Source organism: Klebsiella sp. 141153, from assembly GCF_032601995.1.
Classification (GTDB): domain Bacteria; phylum Pseudomonadota; class Gammaproteobacteria; order Enterobacterales; family Enterobacteriaceae; genus Klebsiella; species Klebsiella aerogenes.
Genome location: NZ_JAQIRJ010000005.1, coordinates 180,711 through 200,884 on the forward strand (window position 1 = coordinate 180,711; position 20,174 = coordinate 200,884).

Below are 20,174 nucleotides of genomic sequence, written 5' to 3' on the forward strand. Positions count from 1 at the left end.
TGGTCAGGCAATTACAGTGCCGCTTCGTCGGATTCGCCGGTACGAATACGAATCACGCGCTGCAGTTCGGCGACAAAAATTTTGCCGTCGCCAATTTTTCCGGTCCAGGCGGCCTTGCCTATCACCTCGACAACCTCGTCCAGCTGATCGTCGGCAATCGCAATATCAATTTTTACTTTTGGCAGGAAATTGACGCTGTATTCGGCGCCGCGATAGAGCTCAGCATGGCCTTTCTGGCGGCCGAAGCCTTTCACTTCCGTGACCGTCAGGCCCTGAATGCCGATGGAGGACAACGCTTCGCGAACGTCTTCCAGTTTGAATGGTTTGATTACCACGGTAACCAGCTTCATAAATCCCCTCCAGTCAGTATTTGATAGTGGCCGCTGCTAACACAGGAGATAAAGCAAGGGATATGCCAAAAATGAAAACGGGCCGTGAATCGGCCCGTTTACGGAGAAAAAAACGCGAGGATGTTACTGGCGAGACGGCAAATAACCGCTAATGCGCAAAAATGCACCAATACGGTGCGCCCTTAGTGAGCAAGTTGCACCACTTCATGTCACCCCTGCACCAATGCCTGCTGATGGTGCATCAGGCGCTCAGCGACTCCTCCTCAACGCTGGCGGCTAACTCTTCGCCAGCCAGCTGTAGCTGGTACATCTGCCAGTAGCGGCCCTTCGCCGCCAGCAATTGCTGATGGTTTCCGCGCTCGACGGCCTGGCCACGGTGCAACACCAGGATCGTATCAGCCTCGACGATAGTCGACAGACGGTGGGCGATGACGACCAGCGTGGTGTGCTCGCGCACTTTCGCCAGCGCCTGCTGGATAGCCTGCTCGGTACCGGAGTCGATATTCGCTGTCGCTTCATCGAGGATCAGCACCTGTGGCGTTTCCACCAGCACGCGAGCCAGCGCCAGCAGCTGTTTCTGGCCCACCGACAGGTTGTTGCCCTGCTCGCCCAGTTGGGTATAAATCCCGTCGCTCATTTCGCGGGCAAGGTCAGCGAGCTGCACCGCCTCCAGCGCTTCCCAGACCTGCTGCTCGCTGATATCGCGCCCCAGCGTCACGTTGGCATAGAAGGTATCGGCTAATACCACCGGATCCTGTTGCACCATCGCGACGCCCCGACGTAAAGCGCTGTGGCTTAACGACGACAGCGGGCGGCCATCGAGGCGAATTTCGCCTTTGGTCAACGGGTAGTAGCCCATCATCAGGCTGGCCAACGTACTCTTACCGCTGCCGGTATGGCCAACCAGCGCCACAAAACCGCGCGAAGGTATATCCAGATTGATATCCTGCAGCACCAGCCGGTCGTCGCGATAGGCGAAAGAGACGTTATCAATCGCCACCGCGCCGCTGCGTAACGGCGCGCTATCGCTACCCCAGCTCTGGCGCGGACGGTCCATCAGTTCAAACACGCGCTCGCCCGCCACTACCGCCTGCTGCAGCATCGACTGCTGGGTGGTAAGTTCGATCAGTGGTTCGTTCAGGCGTCCGAGGTAGCTAATGAAGGCGTATAACACCCCGACTTCGATACTTCCGGAAGCGCTAAAACCAAACAGCATCAGCAGGCCGCAGAGGATCAGCGATGAAAACAGGCTTAACAGCGGGCGCAGCAGAAAACCATCCAGACGCAGCGTCTGCATGCGCGCCAGATAGTGACCGTAGCTGGCTTCACGCATCCGCTCGCCGAATCGCGCCTGCTGGCGGAACTGCTGAATAACGCCCATCCCGTTGATGACTTCGTTGAAGCCATCATTGATATCGGCAAGCCAGGCGCGCATGCGACGCACGATCGGCGTGCTGTAGCGCTGATAGATAGCCATGACGATCAGCACCGCCGGGAAGATAGCCACCGCCACCAGCGCCATTCGCCAGTCGAGACTAAACATCGCCACTAGCATCGCGCCAATCAGCGCCGCGCTGCGCAGCACCGTCGCCACAACCGTCACGTACAGGTCGCGAATCACTTCGGTGTCGTTGGTAACGCGCGAAATCAGTTGACCGACCGGTTGTGTATCAAACTCGCTGAGCGGTTGGCGCAGCGCGGCGTCCATCACATCGCTGCGCAACTGCTGCACCACGCCGACCGCCGCCCGGTTAAACAGCAGCGCCTGGTTATAGTGCAGCGTAGCGGCAAGGATCTGCAGGCAGATATAGGCCGCCGCCAGGCCGCTGACCAGCTTCACCGGCAGCGATTGTTTCGCCACCATGTTATCAATGAAATAGCTTATCAGCAGCGGGCCGCTGACTTCCGCGGCCGCCGCTATCCACATCATGATGACCGCAATAATAAGTGGCTTACGCCACGGCGAACCGTAGGCCAGCAGACGTTTAAGGGTCGGCCAGAGATGAGCGAAATTACACATCAACCGCCTCCTCATCCTGCGGCGCATCGTCAAGCGCCGCTTCCAGTTGCTGATAGCGATACATATCGCGATACCATCCCGCCTGGACGACAAGCTGCTCGTGGCGGCCGCGCTGCGCGATATGGCCGTGTTGCAAAACCAAAATTTCACTGGCTTCGGTTAATGCTGAGAGGCGATGGGCGCTGATGATCACCGTCCGCCCCTCCCCCCACTGGCGCAGGTTATGCAAAATATCATGCTCCGTCCGTCCATCAACCGCCGACAGCGCATCATCGAGGATCAGGATTTCCGCCTCCAGCAGCAGCGCGCGGGCAATGGAAATACGTTGTTTCTGACCGCCAGAGAGCATTACCCCGCGCTCGCCGACTTCCGTTTCATAGCCCTGCGGCAGGCGCAGAATATCATCATGCACGCTGGCCAGCCGCGCGACGCGCTCGATTTGCTCCCGGGTCGCGTCCGGTTTACCCAACGCAATGTTATTGGCCACGGTATCGGAGAACAGGAATGGGGTTTGATTGACCACCGCCAGTCGCCCTCGCCAGCTATCAAGCTGCAGGCGGGTCAGCGGAATATCATGGAAACGGATATCCCCCTCGATGACATCAAAATGGCGCTGGATAAGGGAAAGAATGGTGCTTTTCCCGGCCCCCGTCGGACCGCAGATACCGAGCATCTGCCCCGGCTGCAGAATGAAGTTAACCTTCTCCAGCGACGGTTTCGCCGCCTGCGGATAGATAAATTCACGCACCGCCACGTTAAGCGAACCGCGCCCCTCCGGCACCGTTTCGGTGCCATCGTTGACCACCGGCGCTTCTTCCAGCATCGAACGAATACGTCCGTAGGCGGCGCTACCGCGCTCAACGATATTAAACATCCACGCCAGCGCCAGCATTGGCCAAATCATCAGGCCAAGGTACATGACAAAACTGGTTAGCTGGCCAAGGGTCAGCTCGCCCTGCAACACCAGCCAGCTGCCGCCGCCGATTGCCAGCAGGTTGGCCGCGCCAATGGCAATATAAATTGTCGGGTCGAAGCGGGCATCGATACGCGCGACCCGCATGTTCTTCGCCCCGGTATCCGCCGCATCGGCGGCAAACTGCGCCGACTGACGATCCTCAAGGCCGAACGCTTTAATCATACGTATGCTGGTCAGGCTTTCCTGCGTGCGATCGTTAAGGCTGGAAAAAGCCGCCTGCGCCACACGAAAGCGCTCATGCAGGGCATCGCCATTACGCTTGATAGCTAGCGCCATAAACGGCATCGGCACCAGCGCCAGTAGCGTTAGCTGCCAGCTGATTTGCGTCGACATCACAATCAGTACCGCACAACCCATCACCAGTGAGTCCACCAGCGTCAGGACCCCCTCGCCGGCGGCGAAGACGACGCGGTCAACATCGTTGGTCGCGCGGGCAATAAGATCGCCGGTACGGTGACGCAGATAGAAGGCCGGATGCTGGCGGCTGAGCTGACGGTAGAAGTCTTCACGCAGTTCAACGGCCAGTTGATAAGAGGCGCCGAATAGCAGCACGCGCCAGACATAGCGCAGCAGATAAATCATCACCGCGATAACGACCAGCGCGCCGATCCACATCCACACCTGCTCTGCGGTGTAATGTTCTTTAGTCACGCCGTCGACCACAATCCCCACTACTTTCGGCGGGATTAGCTGGAGTACGGCAATAACGGCAAGCAGAGCGACGGCGCCGAGATAGCGGCGCCACTCCCGGCGAAAGTACCAGCTAAGTTGAGCAAATAATCGCAAACGGTAAAATCCTGAATGTATAATTCGTGGCGGCAAAAAGCCGTTAATCAATAGGCAAGGCCGTGGTGTATTTTATCTGTTCCATGGCAAAACTCGAAGTGACATCCGACAGCCCCGGCACGCTGTTCACCAGACGTTTATAAAAGTCGTCATAGCGCTTCATATCCGCGACCTGCACCCGTAGCAGGTAATCGTACTCGCCAGCCATACGCCAGAAACCCAGCACTTCCGCCATTTGCGACACTTCGCTAACAAAGCGGCAGTACCAGTCACTGCTGTGATGCTGGGTTTTTATCAAAACGAAGGCGGTTAGACCGAGCCCCAGCTTTTCCGCATCCAGAATGGCCACGCGCTCGCGCAGGATACCTTCGTCCTCAAGGCGCTTGAGCCGTTTCCAGCAGGGCGTGGTGGTCAGATTAACGGCATCCGCCAGCGCCTGCAAAGAGAGGGTGCAGTCAGTTTGCAGCAACGACAGCAGCTTACGGTCAATTTTATCTAACATAAGGCCACCAGAGAGAATAATTTACTCCCGTAATTGTAATTGAAAGGCCAAATAGCAACAATTTTTCCCGCACAATCCGCTAAGCTGGGCACAAAATGACAAACAGGAATCCGAGATGAACAGCGCCTGGGTAAAACATGCCATTAGTGAAATTAACGCCGACTACCAGCGTTCCGCCGATACACACCTGATCCGCCTGACGCTGCCTGGTTTTCCGGGTATCCCTATTTATCTGAAAGATGAAAGTACGCATCCAACCGGTAGCCTCAAGCACCGTCTGGCGCGTTCGCTGTTTCTCTACGGACTGTGCAACGGATGGATCAAAGAAGGCACTACGATTATCGAATCGTCTTCGGGTTCGACGGCGGTCTCAGAAGCCTATTTCGCTCGCCTGCTGGGCCTGCCGTTTATTGCCGTGATGCCCTCCTGCACCGCGAAACGTAAAATCGAACAGATTGAATTTTATGGCGGACGCTGTCATTTCGTCGACAACGCCTGCGAAATTTACGCCGCTTCTGAAATGCTGGCGCGCGAGTTGAATGGCCACTATATGGATCAGTTCACTTTCGCCGAGCGCGCCACCGACTGGCGCGGCAATAACAATATTGCCGACAGCATTTTCCGCCAGATGACCCACGAGCCGCACCCGCAGCCGTCGTGGATCGTCATGAGCGCCGGTACCGGCGGGACTTCTGCGACCATTGGCCGCTATATTCGCTGTCAGGGCTACGAGACGCAACTGATGGTGGTCGACCCGCAGAATTCGGTGTTCCTCGATTACTGGCAGAGCCGCGACGCCAGCCTGCGTAGCCCGGTCGGTAGCAAAATTGAAGGTATTGGCCGCCCGCGCGTCGAACCCTCGTTTATTCCCGACGTCGTCGATGAAATGTTGCGCGTGCCGGATGCCGCCAGCGTCGCCACCGCCCTGTGGCTGGAAACCCAGCTTGGAAGAAAAGTCGGCGCCTCCACCGGCACCAATATGTGGGGCGTACTGCAGCTGGCCGCACGGATGCGCGATGAAGGACGTATGGGCTCTATCGTCACCCTGTTGTGCGACAGCGGCGAACGTTACCTCGAAAGCTATTATAACCCGCAGTGGGTCGCGGCGAATATCGGCGATATTACCCCGTGGCAGACGCAGATTATGCAACTGAGCGGCGCGCAATAAAAAAAGCCGGATAGAACGCTATCCGGCTTGCTGGTAGGGTCTCTCTATTCGGGGGAATAAGGAAGATCAGGATTATCCAGCCAATGTGTTAAAAAGTGGGAAACCGCCTGATGACGGCAGTCGCCGATGATCGGTAGATGCGGCAGTTCAGCTTTGAGCTGCGGCATCGCGTTACCCATAATGAATCCTCGCCCTACGCTACCAAGCATCTCGCGATCGTTCATTGCATCGCCAAATGCCATGCAGTCCTGCAACGAGAAACCTAAGTGCTGGCTCAGCACCGCCAGCGCCGTGCCTTTATTACAGCCGACCGGCAGTACCTCCAGACAATCCATCGCCGAAAAGCAAATAAACGCGCGAGCGCCTAACGCTTCATTTAGCTGGATCCGCAGACGGCGCAGATCGTCATGATCGCCGCAGAAACAGATCTTGGTGACGTGGTGCGCCGGCATCCGTTTCGGATCGCGCAGTTGATAATGAAAGCCGCTGAAGGCGTGAGCTCGGAGCAGTTCCGGCCTTGCCTGGCCGGTAAACCAGCCGCCGTCGTTAAAAACGTGCATGCTGGCCTGAGTATCCCACACGCTATGCAGCACCTCTTCCGCCACTTCAGGGTTCAAATCCTGACGGTACAGCTCGTCGCCTTCCAGTGAATGGATGCGCGTACCGTTGCCGGTAATCAGAAAAGCATCAAGGGAAAACTCGCCGATCAGATGGCGCATTTCCAGAGCATGGCGACCGGTGGCGAAAGTCAGGGCGATATCGCGTTCACGCAACCGTCTCAGCGCCGTGAGGGTCAGTTCTCCGAGACGATGGTCCGGCATCAGCAGGGTGCCGTCCATATCAAATGCCGCCAGTTTTGCCATGGTATTTTCCCCGATGTGTGATGGGTTTCGCTTGTGTTGCAGTATCGCCTGAGATATACGGAAGTAATAGTGAATAGATATTTTTTATTGTTCCGGGTTTTCCGCAAATGAGATTATTAAACCGTTTAAATCAGTACCAGCGGCTATGGCAGCCGTCGTCCGGCGCGCCGCAGCAGGTGACCGTCGGCGAACTGGCGGAGCGCTGTTTTTGTAGCGAGCGCCATATCCGTACGCTGTTACGCCAGGCCCAGGAGGCCGGTTGGTTAAGCTGGCAGGCCAGCTCCGGGCGCGGCAAGCGCGGAATGCTCTGTTTTCACAAAACTCCGGAAAGCCTGCGTAACGAGATGATGGAACAGGCGCTGAATAAGGGTCAGCAGCAAAACGCGCTGGAGCTGGCGCAGCTGGCGCCGGTTGAGCTGAAAGCGTTGTTGCACCCCTTCCTCGGCGGCCAGTGGCAAAACAATACCCCGACGCTGCGTATCCCTTATTATCGGCCGCTGGAACCGCTGCGCCCCGGCTTTCTGCCCGGGCGCGCGGAACAACATTTGGCCGGGCAGATCTATTCCGGCCTGACGCGTTTCGACGATAGCGACAACACGCCGGTGGGCGATCTGGCGCACCACTGGCAGGTATCACCCGATGGGCTACGGTGGCACTTTTATATCCGCTCGACCCTGTGCTGGCATAACGGCGATACCGTGGAAACCTCACAGCTGCGGCAAAGACTACTGTTGCTACTGGAACTGCCGGCTCTCCGCACCCTTTTTGCCAGCATTAGCCGCATCGATGTCACCCACGCCCAGTGTTTGACGATTACGCTGCATCGCCCGGACTACTGGCTACCGTTCCGTTTAGCCAGCTATTGCAGCGTGCTGGCACATCCTGACGATCCGGCAATCGGCAGCGGCCCGTTCCGATTGAAACTTTTTGGCCCGGATCTGGTTCGTCTGGAAAACCATCCCCGCTACCATTTACAGCATCCGCTGATCCAGGCGGTAGAATACTGGATCACGCCGCAGCTATTCGAAAGCGATCTCGGCACCAGCTGTCGCCATCCGGTACAGATCACCATCGGCGATCCTGAGGAGCTCAATAATCTGCGCCAGGTGAGCAATAGCATCAGCCTCGGTTTCTGCTATTTGACCCTGCGTCAGAGTCCACGTCTCAGTAAAGCGCAGGCCCAGCGGCTGATTTCGATTATCCACCGCTCGTCGTTGCTGGAAACGCTACCGCTGGACGAAGATCTGATCACGCCGAGCCATGAGGTACTGCCCGGCTGGTCCATTCCTCAGGGCCCGGAAAACCATGAGGTGCCGCTGCCTCGCCAGCTCACCCTGCTCTATCATTTGCCGGTCGAATTACACACTATGGCTGAGCAGCTGAAACGGCGCCTCGCCTCTCTCGGCTGCGAACTGACGCTCATTTTTCACGACGCCAAAAATTGGGACGGCTGCCGATATCTGGCACAGGCCGATATGATGATGGGCGACCGCCTGATTGGCGAAGCGCCGGAATATACCCTTGAACAGTGGCTACGCTGCGACACGCTATGGCCTAATTTGCTGACCGGGGCGCAATATGCGCACCTGCAGGCAACATTAGATGCCGTGCAGGCGCAGCCCGAAGCACGTAGCCGCAACGATGCCCTGCGCAACGTCTTCAATACGCTGATGGATGACGCCATCATGACGCCGTTATTCAAATACAATTACCGCATCAGCGCGCCGCCGGGTGTTAACGGCCTGCGCCTCAATGCCCGAGGCTGGTTCGACTTCGCCAGCGCCTGGCTACCGGCATCATCGGCGTGAGAGAGCTGGTCGCCGCGAGCGTCTGACGGTACCATATCGCTCTCACTTATTTAGTCAGGAATTGCTATGAAACGCGCCGTAGTGGTCTTCAGCGGAGGACAAGACTCAACAACCTGCCTGGTGCAGGCACTGGAACAGTATGACGAAGTGCATTGCGTCACTTTCGATTATGGCCAACGCCACCGCGCCGAGATTGACGTGGCTCGCGAGCTGGCGCTAAAACTGGGCGCGGTGGCGCATAAAGTGCTGGACGTTACGCTGCTTAAAGAACTGGCGGTGAGCAGCCTGACGCGCGATAGCATTCCGGTACCGGATTACGAGCCGGATGCCGATGGTATTCCGAATACCTTCGTTCCAGGTCGCAATATTCTGTTTTTAACCCTGACGGCGATCTACGCCTATCAGGTTAAGGCTCAAGCAATTATTACCGGCGTTTGCGAGACCGACTTCTCCGGTTACCCGGACTGCCGCGACGAATTTGTTAAAGCGCTGCACCACGCGGTTAGCCTTGGCATGGCAAAAGATATACGTTTTGAGACGCCGCTGATGTGGCTCAACAAAGCCGAAACCTGGGCGCTGGCCGATTATTGGGGCCGGTTGGATCTGGTTCGCCGCGAAACGCTCACCTGCTATAACGGCATCAAGGGCGACGGCTGCGGCCAGTGTGCGGCCTGCAACCTGCGCGCCAACGGCCTGAACCAGTATCTGGGCAATAAGGCCGGCGTGATGGCGATCATGAAGCAAAAAACCGGTCTGGGCCAGGGGCACGAAGCTTAAGTTCAACCTCCCCGGTGGCGCTTCGCTTACCGGGGCTACGGATTCACCGCATTCCACCAGCCGGTAGCCCGGAAAAGGCGCGTCAGGCGCCGCCTCCGGGAATCGATTAGCACAAAGCCTGAGTTCAACCTCCCCGGTGGCGCTTCGCTTACCGGGGCTACGGGTTCACCGCGTCCCACCAGCCGGTAGCCCGGAAAAGGCGCGTCAGGCGCCGCCTCCGGGAAACAATTGGCACGAAGCCTGAGTTCAACCTCCCCGGTGGCGCTTCGCTTACCGGGGCTACGGATTCACCGCATTCCACCAGCCGGTAGCCCGGAAAAGACGCGTCAGGCGCCGCCTCCGGGAATCGATTGGCACGAAGCCTGAGTTCAACCTCACCTACAGGTTCACCGCTCTCCGCGGTCCGGCTGTTGTTAGCGTAAATTCATCTGGTCGAGCTTTTCGCGCAACTCCCCTTCCAGCGGCTGCGCCTTCTGCGTTTTCAGATCAATGCAAACAAAGGTAATCCGCGCATCGGCCACCACTTCACCGTTAGGATTAAGGGTCACCACCTGACTTAAGGTGCCGCTTTTACCGTTCAACTGCTCCAGCTTACTGGTCACGGTAAGTTCATCCCCGAGTACCGCCGGGCGGCGATAATTGATATTGATATTGACCACTACAAAAGCGATGTTATGGCTGGTCATCCAGTGAAACGCCGGGCTACTCTCCAGCCCATCCCAGCGCGCCTCTTCGAGAAACTCCAGATAACGAGCATTGTTAACGTGCTGGTAAACGTCCAGATGATAACCGCGAACTTTAATTTGAGTCTGCATAGCGCACATGCCTTACTATTATTGTTGTTAATCAGGTAAGAGGTCACACCAGATGGCATAACCTCTTTAGCATGGCAAAGATTTGCCACTGTGCAAACCAGCGGGTGAAATTAGAGCGTCAGATGTGACAGATTTCTCTCTACCAGCGAACTGCCCATCCCCGGAACCTGTTTAAGATCGTCGAGAGTCTTAAACGGCCCGTACTCTTCGCGGTAGCTGACGATTGCCTGCGCTTTCTTAAGCCCAACGCCGTTCATGGCCTGTGCTAGCTCCTCCGCGCTGGCATTATTGATGCTGACCCGCGCGCCGACGTTATCCGTCGTTTTCCCTTCCTCCGGCATTTTCGTCTGCGGCGCCTGAATAGTCTCTTTTGCCGATGCCGCCTTGCCGCTCGCCGATGCCGCCAGCGCCCCCTGAGAACCCGCCGTACAAGCCAGCAACACGGCGACAATAACCATTTTTATTCCTCTGTTCATGCTGTTATCTCCTTGTTTGTAGACAGCAAGGTCACGATAGCGGCTGCGAAAACGGAGTACAAAAGGCAGATTGCGGAAATGGAAAAGGCCGCGAAAGCGGCCTTTGAGTATTGCATCGCGTTACCTCGTTTTGCGAGGCGGCGCGAAATTATTGCTGCTGGTCGACGAGGTCGCCAAGCTTGATTTTGGCGTCTTTACGCAGGTTGCTCATCAGCGCTTCGAATGCGATTTGCGCATTATTCTGGGTAATACCCTGCACCATCGCTTTCTTCTGCTCTTCTGGCATAGAACCCGCTTTCACTTCATCAAGCGCCAACAATACTACGTTGCCTTTGGCATCGTTGCCCACGCCGTAGCTCGCTTTATCTTTCTGCGGCAGCGGCAGGGAGAAGGCTGCCTGGCTCAGCGGATCCTGGCCGGTACGGGACAGCGTCTGCGCCGCGCCGAAGCTCAGGCCGGCGGCTTTCATCGCTTCATCGCCTTTGCCCGCTTTCAGGTCGGCCAACAGTTTATCGGCATCCAGTTTCGCCTGCTGTTCCGCTTTGTTGCGCTTCACGATATCAGTCACCTGCGCTTTCACTTCCGCCAGCGGTTTAACGCTTTCCGCTTTGTGCTCGCTAATACGCAGGACAAAGGCGCGATCGCCGTCAACGGTAATGATGTCGGAGTTATTACCCGGCGCGCCGTTTTCACCCACCAGACCGCCATTAAAGATAGCATCGGCAACCGGCTTGAAGTTCAGCTCTTCCGGTAAGTTGTTACGACCGAACCAGCCGGTCTCAACCACTTTCAGGCCGGCGACCTGCGCGGCCCCCGCCAGGGATTCGTTATCGTTGCTAGCCGCATCGCTAACCTTCTGCTGTAGCGCGTAGTAAGCATCCAGCGCTTTTTCCTGCTTCACTTTCGCCGCGATGTCGTTACGCACGTCGGCCAGCGGTTTGACCTGCGCCGGCTGAACATCGTCCAGGCGCGCCACCAGGAAACCTACGGAAGATTTAATCACCCCGGAAAGCTGGCCTTTGTCTTTCAGGCCGGCATCTTTCAGCTCAGGCACGGTGGAAGCCTCTTCCATCCAGCCCATATCGCCGCCGTTACGCGCGGAGATGATGTCGGTCGATTTCTCTTTTGCCAGCGTGGCGAAGTCGGCGCCTTTTTGCAGTTCGGCCAGTACCGCTTTCGCATCAGCTTCAGTTTTAGTCTGAATCACGCTGTAGCGATTACGCTGCGGCTGAGTGAATTGATCTTTATGCTGGTCGTACCATGACTGAATTTCTTCGTCAGAGGCGTTTTCCTGCATGCTGGCGGCATCCATCTTGATGTAGCTCACGCGGAACTGCTCCGGCGCCATAAAACGGGCCTGGTTCTGCTGCCAGAAGGCGTTAATCTCTTCATCGCTAACGGTCTGTTTCGCCGCCAGAGCGTTAACATCGATAGTCGCTTCACGAACCACGCGCTGCTGGGAGACCAGCGCCGCCAGTTGATCGGACTCGCCCGGCAACATGAAATCGGTACCGGCTACCGCGTTGATCAGCTGCTGAGTCGTCAGCTGATTACGCAGCGCTTGCGCGTATTGATCGGTGGTCATGCCCATTTGATTCACGATACCGGTGAAACGTTCGTTATCAAACTTGCCGTTTGACTGGAAGGCCTGGGTCTGGAAGATGGCCTGTTTCACCTGGTCGTCGCTGATGCTAAGGCCCAGTTGACGAGCATACTGGTCCAGCAGCGATTCGTCGATCAGGCGGTTCAACACCTGCTGACGCATGGTCTTCATGTAGTTTTCGTTGGCCGCCAGTTCGGAGAACTGATCGCCTAGCTGCTGCTGCATGCGGTTACGCTCGCTGGCAACGGCATTTTCAAACTGCGCGCGGCCAATCTCCTGACCATTCACTTTTGCGGCATAGTTGTTGCCGCCGCCAATCAGGTAACCACTCACCCCGGTCAAAATGAACGAGACGATAATGATACCGAAAATAATCTTGAGCACGACGCTGTTGGCGGCCGTGCGTAGGTTGTCCATCATGGTGTAACAACGCTCCGCTGTAGATGACTTTTGCTCGCGCAGCATAGCACGTGATGGCTGCCGCGCGTGAGGACGTATTTTGACAAGAAAACGGGGCAATTGTCAGCCCACAAGTGCGCATAAACACACATAAAGTCGCGTTCTGGACAAATAAAAAAGGCACATCTCGCGATGCGCCCTTGTACTTCGTCACATTCCCTGACGGGAGAGCCGATTAGTTTACCGCGTCTTTCAGCGCTTTACCTGCACGGAAGCCCGGTACTTTAGCGGCAGCAATGGTAATTTCTTTACCTGTTTGTGGGTTGCGACCAGTACGGGCAGCACGCTCTTTAACAGCAAAAGTACCGAACCCTACCAGCGCAACGTCATCCCCAGCTTGCAGAGATTCAGTAACAGAAGCGATCAAAGCATCTAACGCACGTCCAGCTGCAGCTTTAGAAATGTCCGCACCCGCAGCAATTTTGTCAATCAGTTGAGATTTATTCACTGTTCTCTTCCTCTCTTTATAATTTATATCGCACCAGAATCCTTCATGGCGCGACCGCGCAGCAGTTATATCAGGACTGTCATGCCCTTACAACAGAGTTGTCGATGACCCCTGCCAGCGATCTAAGTTAGCTACACAAAAAAAGGCTGGCAAGTACGAATTTACTTACCAGCCCCACTTTTCTTAACGCTATTTGCGCGATATCACTATTTTGCGCTTACAACCTGCATGCCAAACGGTTCATTTTGCAGAGCAAGTGTCAGAACTTCCTCGATTCGCTGTACCGGATGGATATCCAAATCGGCGATAACGTTTTCCGGAATTTCTTCAAGGTCACGCTTGTTTTCGTAAGGAATCAGAACAGTCTTAATGCCCCCACGATGCGCCGCCAGCAGTTTTTCCTTCAGACCGCCGATCGGCAGCACCTGGCCGCGCAGGGTGATTTCCCCTGTCATCGCCACATCGGCGCGTACCGGGTTACCGGTCAGACAAGAAACCAACGCGGTGCACATCGCCGTACCGGCGCTCGGACCATCTTTTGGCGTTGCCCCTTCCGGTACGTGCACGTGAATATCGCGTTTTTCGTAGAAGTCCGGATTGATACCGAGCTTCTCAGCACGCGCGCGCACCACGGTCAGCGCAGCCTGAATCGACTCCTGCATGACTTCGCCAAGTGAACCGGTATAGGTTAACTTGCCTTTGCCCGGAACGCAGGCGGTTTCGATGGTCAGCAGATCGCCGCCCACTTCCGTCCACGCCAGACCGGTCACCTGACCTACGCGGTTTTCACTATCCGCACGGCCATAGTCAAAGCGCTGCACGCCAAGATAATCATGCAGATTTTCACCGTTAATCTCGATGTGTTTCAGCGACTTATCCAGCAACAGCTGTTTAACGGCCTTACGACACAGTTTGGAGATTTCACGCTCCAGGCTACGAACGCCCGCTTCACGGGTGTAGTAACGAATAATGCCGATAATGGCGCTATCGTCGACCGTCAGCTCGCCTTTTTTCAGCGCGTTGCGTTCGATCTGCTTCGGCAGCAGGTGGCGCTTAGCAATGTTCAGTTTTTCATCTTCGGTATAACCGGAGAGACGAATGACTTCCATACGGTCCAACAGCGGAGCCGGAATATTCATGGAGTTGGAGGTCGCCACGAACATGACGTCGCTGAGATCGTAGTCCACTTCCAGATAGTGGTCGTTAAAGGCCACGTTCTGTTCCGGGTCCAGTACTTCCAGCAACGCTGAGGCCGGATCGCCGCGCATGTCGGAGGACATTTTGTCGATCTCATCCAGCAGGAACAGCGGGTTTTTCACCCCGACTTTCGCCATTTTCTGGATCAGTTTACCCGGCATGGAGCCAATATAGGTACGGCGGTGACCACGGATTTCCGCTTCATCACGCACGCCGCCCAACGCCATGCGCACGTACTTACGCCCGGTGGCTTTGGCAATAGATTGACCCAGCGAGGTTTTACCTACCCCCGGCGGTCCAACCAGGCACAGGATCGGCCCTTTCAGCTTGTTAACGCGACTCTGCACCGCAAGATACTCAAGGATGCGGTCCTTGACTCGTTCCAGACCATAGTGGTCGGTATCGAGGATCTCCTGCGCCTGACGCAGATCTTTTTTGACCTTGCTGCGAGCATTCCACGGCACCTGCACCATCCAGTCGATGTAGCCGCGCACGACGGTGGCTTCCGCCGACATCGGGGACATCATCTTCAGCTTTTGCAGTTCCGCTTCGGTTTTTTCTTTCGCCTCTTTCGGCATCTTCGCCGCGTCGATCTTACGCTTCAGCGCTTCGTTTTCGTCCGGGGCGTCATCCATCTCGCCGAGCTCTTTCTGGATGGCTTTCATTTGCTCATTCAGATAATACTCACGCTGAGATTTTTCCATCTGCTTTTTCACGCGGTTGCGAATGCGTTTCTCAACCTGCAGCAGATCGATTTCAGATTCCATCATCGCCATCAGATATTCCAGACGTTCGTTCACGTCGGACATCTCCAGCACGGACTGTTTGTCCGCCAGCTTAAGCGGCATATGCGCAGCGATGGTATCCGCCAGACGTGCGGGATCGTCGATGCTATTCAGCGACGTCAGCACTTCCGGTGGGATTTTTTTGTTCAGCTTGATGTAGCCTTCAAACTGGCTGATAGCCGTACGCACCAGCACTTCCTGCTCACGCTCTTCAATGACCGGAGAAGCAAGGTACTCTGCTTTGGCGGAGAAGTGTTCGCCGTTATCGGACAGCGCAGTAATACGCGCACGCTGCAAGCCTTCCACCAGCACTTTCACGGTGCCATCAGGCAGCTTCAGCATTTGCAAAATTGACGCCACGGTCCCGACGGTGAAAAGATCGTTTACACCCGGCTCATCCGTCGACGCTTCTTTCTGTGCGACCAGCATGATTTTTTTATCATGGTCCATGGCCGCTTCCAGACAACGGATAGATTTTTCCCGCCCTACAAACAGGGGTATGACCATGTGCGGATAAACCACCACATCGCGCAACGGCAATACGGGGATTTCAATGCGTTCAGAACGCTCAGGATTCATAGAGCTCTCTCTTAGTTTAAAGTCCGCCAGGTAGCCGACGACACCTTCATTAACGCGTCGCCGTTAATATGTAATCCAGTATATGGGGATGTATTCCATACATTCAACGGCGGGAACACAGGAAAAATAAAAGGGGGGATAAAATCCCCCCTTTTTGCTTAACTGCTTGTGTCGATTGGCGAATTATTCGCCAGATGCCTGCTGCGCTTCCGGCTTGCCGTAGATCAGCAGCGGTTTGCTCTGACCTTCGATTACCGACTCGTCAATCACCACTTTTTCGACATCTTCCATGGAAGGCAGATCGTACATGGTGTCGAGCAGCGCGGCTTCAACGATTGAACGCAGGCCGCGGGCGCCGGTTTTACGCGCCATCGCTTTCTTCGCGATCGCATCCAACGCTTCATCACGGAATTCCAGCTCCGCGCCTTCGAGGCCAAACAGCGCCTGATACTGCTTAGTCAGGGCGTTTTTCGGCTCTTTCAGGATCTGAATCAGCGCTTCTTCACTCAGTTCATTCAGCGTCGCGACAACCGGCAGACGGCCGATAAATTCCGGGATCAGACCAAACTTGATCAGATCTTCCGGCTCGACCTGCGCCAGCAGTTCACCTTCGCTGGCTTTGTCGGATTTCGCTTTAACCGTCGCGCCAAAACCAATGCCGGAGCCGGTTTCTACGCGGTGGGAAATCACTTTGTCCAGGCCGGCGAACGCGCCGCCGCAGATAAACAGAATCTTGGAGGTATCAACCTGCAGGAACTCCTGCTGCGGATGTTTACGTCCGCCCTGCGGCGGAACAGCGGCTACGGTGCCTTCGATAAGCTTCAACAGCGCCTGCTGAACGCCTTCGCCGGACACGTCGCGGGTAATCGACGGGTTATCCGATTTACGGGAAATTTTGTCGATTTCATCGATGTACACGATGCCGCGCTGCGCTTTCTGCACATCGTAATCGCATTTCTGCAGCAGCTTCTGAATGATGTTTTCTACGTCTTCACCCACGTAACCCGCTTCGGTCAGGGTGGTGGCATCGGCCATGGTAAACGGAACATCCAACAGACGCGCCAGCGTTTCCGCCAACAGGGTTTTACCGGAACCGGTCGGCCCGATCAGCAGAATGTTGCTTTTACCCAGTTCTACGCCGTTGCTGGTATCGCCGTTACGCAGACGTTTGTAGTGGTTGTATACCGCCACTGCCAGCACTTTTTTCGCCTGTTCCTGGCCGATAACATAATCGTCCAGGTGATGGCGAATTTCGTGCGGCGTCGGCAGCGCGCTGCGCTCACGATGCGGAGCGACTTCTTTAATCTCTTCGCGAATGATGTCGTTACATAAATCAACGCATTCGTCGCAGATATACACGGACGGCCCGGCGATCAGCTTACGCACTTCATGCTGGCTTTTGCCGCAAAAAGAGCAGTACAACAGTTTGCCCGAACCATCTTTGCGTTTATCTGTCATGAGTCCAAACCTCTTCTTAAGTTCTTTGTGCCGCAGATGACGACGCAAATGCCATTCTCAGGCGCAAGTCGCGGTGACGCGTTGTGCCGCCCAGTTGTTAAAACAAGTATAGCGGCACCCTTACGCCACGGGCATCAATTACGATGGGTCAAGATGGAATCGACCAGTCCGTATTCCACCGCTTCCGACGCCGACAGGAAGCGATCGCGCTCGGTATCACGCTCGATCTGCTCAAGGGATTGACCCGTGTGATGCGCCATCAGTTCATTCATGCGCCCTTTCACTTTCAGAATTTCACGGGCGTGGATTTCGATGTCCGTCGCCTGACCCTGATAGCCGCCCAGCGGCTGGTGAATCATCACGCGGGAGTTCGGCAGGCAGAAACGCTTGCCTTTCGCCCCAGCGGTCAGCAGGAAGGCCCCCATCGAAGCCGCCTGCCCCATACAGATAGTGCTGACATCCGGCTTGATGAACTGCATGGTGTCGTAAATTGACATCCCGGCGGTGATCACGCCGCCCGGAGAGTTAATGTACAGGTAAATATCTTTTTCTGGATTTTCCGCTTCCAGAAACAGCATCTGCGCCACGATCAGATTAGCCATGTGATCTTCCACCTGGCCGGTCAGGAAAATAACGCGTTCCTTGAGCAGACGGGAATAGATATCAAAAGAACGTTCACCGCGTGAGGTCTGTTCAATGACCATCGGCACCAGGGCCATATGGGGTGCAAAGTTATCTCGTTCGCCACTGTATGACATTTCCGTCTCCTGGATTAATTTTGAAAAAACCTGCTGCACTGATTGTAACCTTATGGACGGATTATCAGCCAGAGTTTCTATCCGCAGGGCACTGATACGTTGAGCTGGTCATTATTCCTGACGCTGCGGATGCAGATACGTCACCCGGTTATGGGGATGGCGCAGCCATAATTCAAGCATAACAACCTTTTGGAGTAACGCTATCACTGAAAATGTGTTTTAGCACTCATCCTAAGCCTATCATTGCAATAAAAAAAGCCCGCCGCCTTTCGGCAACGGGCTTTTGCGCGAACTTTAAACAGCCGGACGAAATTACGCCTGCTGGTTCATCAGTTCGTTGAAGGAAGTGGCTTTTTCAGACACTTTAGCTTTCGCCAGCACGGCTTCAACAGCCTGCTCTTCCAGCGCGACGTTGCGCATGTTGTCCATCAGCTCTTTGTTCTTGCTGTAGAACTCAACCACTTCTGACGGATCTTCGTACGCGGAAGCCATCTCTTCGATCAGGCCTTTCACGCGCTCTTCGTCAGCTTTCAGCTCGTTGGTGCGAATCACTTCGCCCAGCAGCAGGCCAACAACTACGCGGCGTTTAGCCTGCTCTTCGAACAGTTCGCGAGGCAGTTCCAGAGCCTGTTTCTCGTTACCGCCGAAACGCTGAGCAGCCTGACGACGCAGTACGTCGATTTCGCTGTCGATCAGGGCAGCAGGAACGTCGATGTCGTTCGCTTTCACCAGGCCTTCGATAGCCTGAGATTTCACGCGGTTACGCACGGCGCCTTTCAGCTCGCGTTCCATGTTTTTACGCACTTCCGCGCGCAGACCTTCTACGGAACCATCTTCAACGCCGAAACGTTTGATGAATTCTGCAGTCAGTTCAGGCAGTTCGCGTTCTTCAACTTTTTTCAGGTTGATAACGAACTTAGCGGCTTTACCTTTCAGGTTTTCAGCGTGGTACTCTTCCGGGAAGGTCACGTCGATGGTGAATTCTTCGCCAGCTTTGTGGCCTTTAATACCGTCTTCGAAGCCCGGGATCATACGGCCCTGGCCCATCGCCAGTACGAAGTCAGACGCTTTACCGCCTTCGAACTCTTCGCCGTCTACGGAACCGGTGAAGTCGATGGTAACGCGATCTTCAGCGTCAACGGCGCCTTCTTTTTCTTTCCAGTTCGCCTGCTGCTTACGCAGGGTGTCGAGCATGCCGTCAACGTCAGCGTCGGTAACTTCAACAACCGGTTTTTCAACTTCGATTGCGTCCAGACCTTTCAGCTCAACTTCCGGATACACTTCGAACTCTACCGCGTAGGTGAAGTCTTCGCCCAGCTTGTATTCGCCCGGAACGTAGTTCGGCGCGCCAGCCGGATTAATTTTCTCTTTGATGATCGCGTCAACGAAATGACGGCTCATCAGGTCGCCCAGCACGTCCTGGCGAACGGAAGCGCCATAACGCTGAGCAACAACATTCATCGGCACTTTGCCTTTACGGAAGCCGTCAATGCGAACTTTTTTCGCTACGTTGACCAGCTCGCTTTTGACAGCATTCTCGATGCTGTCAGCGGCGATAGTAATCGTTACACGGCGCCCAAGGCCCTGAGTGGTTTCAACTGAAACTTGCATCTTGTTACCTCAAAAAAATCACAGTGCTCGGTCAACTCTGGAAGCGCGTGTAGGTGGCTTCGCAGAACCGGGATGCCCTCTTCAAATCAGAAACACATTCCCTGTCGTCAGAATCATCCCGAAGACATTCATATATAAGACGCGGCATTATAGCGGCATCACTTTTGTGAGTCGAGAACGGTTGTCGCCTACTGCTGCGGCGTTTTTCACATTTCCCGCTCAAATTTGTCTGCAAAAGCGCGAACTTTGCGCATTTTCCAGGCAAAAGAAAACGGCCCGCAGGCCGTTTTTGCTAAATCTTCACGCAACATACTGGAAAAGCGCCAGCGGTTGCAAATGTGATTTTTACGCGATGCTCCCCGCTCCGCGGCATGGCGGAGAGGCAAAGACGGTATCCTGTAGCCCTTCCCACTCTTTAATCGTGTAAGTATGCAGCGCCAGGGCGTGCACGGTGCTTGACAGCTCCTCGGTCAACGTACCGTAAATCATACGATGACGATTAAGGAAACGTTCGCCGGTGAAGCGGTCGCTCACCAACACCACTTTAAAATGACTTTCAGAGCCCGCAGGGACGTTGTGCCGATAGCTTTCATCCACGACTTCCAGATACATCGGGTCGAACGCTGCTCTTAGTTTTGCTTCGATCTGCTCACGTATCATCATGAATTTTCTCCTCCGACAACGCTGAGATGCCGCCTTTCCCTTTAAATGTTAGCCGCTTTTACCGCTTCCATT

The 20,174-nt window shown here is 55.4% G+C and carries 17 protein-coding genes; 3 read left to right on the forward strand and 14 right to left on the reverse strand.

Features of this window, described 5'->3' with window-relative positions:
- Positions 1-11: 11 nt before the first annotated feature.
- From glnK to PGS10_RS12090, 4 genes are all read right to left on the reverse strand, one after another.
- The gene (gene glnK, locus PGS10_RS12075) at positions 12-350 is read right to left on the reverse strand and encodes a P-II family nitrogen regulator (protein ID WP_015367937.1); all 339 of its coding nucleotides are present in this window, start codon (positions 348-350) and stop codon (positions 12-14) included.
- Between the two features lie 241 nt (positions 351-591).
- Complete coding sequence (locus PGS10_RS12080; RefSeq protein WP_316423003.1) at positions 592-2,370, reverse strand: SmdB family multidrug efflux ABC transporter permease/ATP-binding protein; 1,779 nt, start codon at positions 2,368-2,370, stop codon at positions 592-594.
- Positions 2,363-4,132 carry a SmdA family multidrug ABC transporter permease/ATP-binding protein gene (locus PGS10_RS12085; RefSeq protein ID WP_316423004.1) on the reverse strand — a complete coding sequence of 590 codons (1,770 nt, stop codon included), beginning with the start codon at positions 4,130-4,132 and terminating at the stop codon, positions 2,363-2,365. The genes PGS10_RS12080 and PGS10_RS12085 overlap by 8 nt, the downstream gene beginning before the upstream one ends.
- A gap of 43 nt (positions 4,133-4,175) precedes the next feature.
- On the reverse strand, positions 4,176-4,634 hold the full coding sequence (locus PGS10_RS12090) for an Lrp/AsnC family transcriptional regulator (RefSeq protein WP_015367940.1): 459 nt from the start codon (positions 4,632-4,634) through the stop codon (positions 4,176-4,178).
- A gap of 115 nt (positions 4,635-4,749) precedes the next feature.
- On the opposite strand from PGS10_RS12090, the gene PGS10_RS12095 reads away from it, so the two are divergent.
- Positions 4,750-5,802, forward strand: a complete 1,053-nt coding sequence (locus tag PGS10_RS12095) for a PLP-dependent cysteine synthase family protein (RefSeq protein ID WP_063448002.1) — start codon at positions 4,750-4,752, stop codon at positions 5,800-5,802.
- 44 nt (positions 5,803-5,846) lie between these two features.
- Here the strand turns inward: PGS10_RS12095 and cof are convergent, their stop codons facing one another.
- The gene (cof, locus tag PGS10_RS12100) at positions 5,847-6,665 is read right to left on the reverse strand and encodes an HMP-PP phosphatase (protein WP_047047021.1); all 819 of its coding nucleotides are present in this window, start codon (positions 6,663-6,665) and stop codon (positions 5,847-5,849) included.
- A 107-nt stretch (positions 6,666-6,772) separates the two neighbouring features.
- Here cof and PGS10_RS12105 point away from each other — a divergent pair, with 107 nt between their 5' ends.
- Together PGS10_RS12105 and queC are read left to right on the forward strand one after the other, a co-directional pair.
- Positions 6,773-8,473, forward strand: a complete 1,701-nt coding sequence (locus PGS10_RS12105; RefSeq protein ID WP_045393586.1) for an SgrR family transcriptional regulator — start codon at positions 6,773-6,775, stop codon at positions 8,471-8,473.
- 66 nt (positions 8,474-8,539) lie between these two features.
- Positions 8,540-9,250, forward strand: coding sequence for a 7-cyano-7-deazaguanine synthase QueC (gene queC, locus PGS10_RS12110; protein WP_047078650.1), 711 nt, complete (start codon positions 8,540-8,542; stop codon positions 9,248-9,250).
- A 413-nt stretch (positions 9,251-9,663) separates the two neighbouring features.
- Here the strand turns inward: queC and PGS10_RS12115 are convergent, their stop codons facing one another.
- The 9 genes from PGS10_RS12115 to bolA form a co-directional block, all read right to left on the reverse strand.
- Positions 9,664-10,065, reverse strand: a complete 402-nt coding sequence (locus PGS10_RS12115; protein ID WP_316423008.1) for a YbgC/FadM family acyl-CoA thioesterase — start codon at positions 10,063-10,065, stop codon at positions 9,664-9,666.
- A 110-nt stretch (positions 10,066-10,175) separates the two neighbouring features.
- Complete coding sequence (locus tag PGS10_RS12120) at positions 10,176-10,541, reverse strand: helix-hairpin-helix domain-containing protein (RefSeq protein WP_316423010.1); 366 nt, start codon at positions 10,539-10,541, stop codon at positions 10,176-10,178.
- A 148-nt stretch (positions 10,542-10,689) separates the two neighbouring features.
- Complete coding sequence (ppiD, locus tag PGS10_RS12125) at positions 10,690-12,564, reverse strand: peptidylprolyl isomerase (RefSeq protein WP_045390838.1); 1,875 nt, start codon at positions 12,562-12,564, stop codon at positions 10,690-10,692.
- A gap of 214 nt (positions 12,565-12,778) precedes the next feature.
- Complete coding sequence (gene hupB / locus PGS10_RS12130) at positions 12,779-13,051, reverse strand: nucleoid-associated protein HU-beta (protein WP_002444653.1); 273 nt, start codon at positions 13,049-13,051, stop codon at positions 12,779-12,781.
- Between the two features lie 206 nt (positions 13,052-13,257).
- Positions 13,258-15,612, reverse strand: a complete 2,355-nt coding sequence (lon, locus tag PGS10_RS12135) for an endopeptidase La (RefSeq protein ID WP_015367948.1) — start codon at positions 15,610-15,612, stop codon at positions 13,258-13,260.
- A gap of 183 nt (positions 15,613-15,795) precedes the next feature.
- Positions 15,796-17,070, reverse strand: coding sequence for an ATP-dependent protease ATP-binding subunit ClpX (gene clpX / locus PGS10_RS12140; protein WP_015704591.1), 1,275 nt, complete (start codon positions 17,068-17,070; stop codon positions 15,796-15,798).
- 134 nt (positions 17,071-17,204) lie between these two features.
- A complete protein-coding gene (clpP, locus tag PGS10_RS12145; protein ID WP_003021624.1) occupies positions 17,205-17,828 on the reverse strand; it encodes an ATP-dependent Clp endopeptidase proteolytic subunit ClpP in 624 nt (207 codons plus the stop codon).
- Positions 17,829-18,140: 312 nt separating this feature from the next.
- Complete coding sequence (gene tig, locus PGS10_RS12150) at positions 18,141-19,439, reverse strand: trigger factor (RefSeq protein WP_015367952.1); 1,299 nt, start codon at positions 19,437-19,439, stop codon at positions 18,141-18,143.
- Between the two features lie 345 nt (positions 19,440-19,784).
- Positions 19,785-20,102 (reverse strand): transcriptional regulator BolA, encoded by a 318-nt coding sequence (gene bolA / locus PGS10_RS12155; RefSeq protein WP_015367954.1) that lies wholly within the window; start codon positions 20,100-20,102, stop codon positions 19,785-19,787.
- Positions 20,103-20,174: the final 72 nt, after the last annotated feature.

What these genes read in the sequence shown, in the direction of transcription:
- glnK (WP_015367937.1), bottom strand. Translation starts at nt 350, where the DNA reads ATGAAGCTGGTTACCGTGGTAATCAAACCATTCAAACTGGAAGACGTT.
- PGS10_RS12080 (WP_316423003.1), bottom strand. Translation starts at nt 2,370, where the DNA reads ATGTGTAATTTCGCTCATCTCTGGCCGACCCTTAAACGTCTGCTGGCC.
- PGS10_RS12090 (WP_015367940.1), bottom strand. Translation starts at nt 4,634, where the DNA reads ATGTTAGATAAAATTGACCGTAAGCTGCTGTCGTTGCTGCAAACTGAC.
- PGS10_RS12095 (WP_063448002.1), top strand. Translation starts at nt 4,750, where the DNA reads ATGAACAGCGCCTGGGTAAAACATGCCATTAGTGAAATTAACGCCGAC.
- cof (WP_047047021.1), bottom strand. Translation starts at nt 6,665, where the DNA reads ATGGCAAAACTGGCGGCATTTGATATGGACGGCACCCTGCTGATGCCG.
- PGS10_RS12105 (WP_045393586.1), top strand. Translation starts at nt 6,773, where the DNA reads ATGAGATTATTAAACCGTTTAAATCAGTACCAGCGGCTATGGCAGCCG.
- queC (WP_047078650.1), top strand. Translation starts at nt 8,540, where the DNA reads ATGAAACGCGCCGTAGTGGTCTTCAGCGGAGGACAAGACTCAACAACC.
- PGS10_RS12115 (WP_316423008.1), bottom strand. Translation starts at nt 10,065, where the DNA reads ATGCAGACTCAAATTAAAGTTCGCGGTTATCATCTGGACGTTTACCAG.
- PGS10_RS12120 (WP_316423010.1), bottom strand. Translation starts at nt 10,541, where the DNA reads ATGAACAGAGGAATAAAAATGGTTATTGTCGCCGTGTTGCTGGCTTGT.
- ppiD (WP_045390838.1), bottom strand. Translation starts at nt 12,564, where the DNA reads ATGATGGACAACCTACGCACGGCCGCCAACAGCGTCGTGCTCAAGATT.
- lon (WP_015367948.1), bottom strand. Translation starts at nt 15,612, where the DNA reads ATGAATCCTGAGCGTTCTGAACGCATTGAAATCCCCGTATTGCCGTTG.
- clpX (WP_015704591.1), bottom strand. Translation starts at nt 17,070, where the DNA reads ATGACAGATAAACGCAAAGATGGTTCGGGCAAACTGTTGTACTGCTCT.
- clpP (WP_003021624.1), bottom strand. Translation starts at nt 17,828, where the DNA reads ATGTCATACAGTGGCGAACGAGATAACTTTGCACCCCATATGGCCCTG.
- tig (WP_015367952.1), bottom strand. Translation starts at nt 19,439, where the DNA reads ATGCAAGTTTCAGTTGAAACCACTCAGGGCCTTGGGCGCCGTGTAACG.
- bolA (WP_015367954.1), bottom strand. Translation starts at nt 20,102, where the DNA reads ATGATGATACGTGAGCAGATCGAAGCAAAACTAAGAGCAGCGTTCGAC.